Source organism: Pseudochrobactrum sp. AO18b, from assembly GCF_000409565.1.
Classification (GTDB): domain Bacteria; phylum Pseudomonadota; class Alphaproteobacteria; order Rhizobiales; family Rhizobiaceae; genus Pseudochrobactrum; species Pseudochrobactrum saccharolyticum.
The window spans coordinates 1-561 of sequence record NZ_ANNO01000200.1 but is presented as its reverse complement, the minus strand read 5'-3'; the positions used below and the strand labels follow the sequence as shown (position 1 = coordinate 561).

The 561-nt window shown below is 48.7% G+C and carries 1 protein-coding gene; it reads right to left on the bottom strand.

The window, feature by feature from the left end; translation table 11 throughout:
• Nucleotides 1-285 precede the first annotated feature (285 nt).
• On the bottom strand, nt 286-561 hold a 276-nt coding region (locus tag A918_RS0108405; protein ID WP_022710635.1), incomplete at its 5' end, for a methylated-DNA--[protein]-cysteine S-methyltransferase.

Below are 561 nucleotides of genomic sequence, written 5' to 3'. Positions count from 1 at the left end.
AAACCGATAAGCAATCGATTTCTATACGCTCTCACCTCATCAGGCTCATAACCAGAAGGGGGAGGAGGAAAAGCAAGCGATACAATATCAATTGCACGACGAACGGCACAAAGCCAAACCCGCAACAAAAATCCCCAAAATTCATCCGAAATTCAATAGCTCTGGCTAAACCAAGCAAAATTCTTGCAATAGACTGTGCAGCCTAAAGTCGATAATCAAGCGACGGCTATAAGGGCTTCACCTCAATCGCTTAAGCGAGGATGAGGGGAAGCTCTACTCACGCAGTTAGAGTAAGCGTTCCTGATAAAGGCTGCCTTCCAGACGCAATAGTGCCTCTTTCTTGGCTAGACCGCCGCTAAAGCCTGTTAGTTGACCATTGGCGCCGATAACGCGATGACAGGGAACAATAATCGAAATCGGATTAATCGCATTCACGCGGCCAAAAGCACGCGCAGAGCCGCGATGACCGGCACGTTCTGCAAGTTCACCATAGGTGACAACTGTACCATAAGGCACTTTTGCAAGCTCCTGCCATGCTGCCTTGAGAAAAGGTGTGCCAAG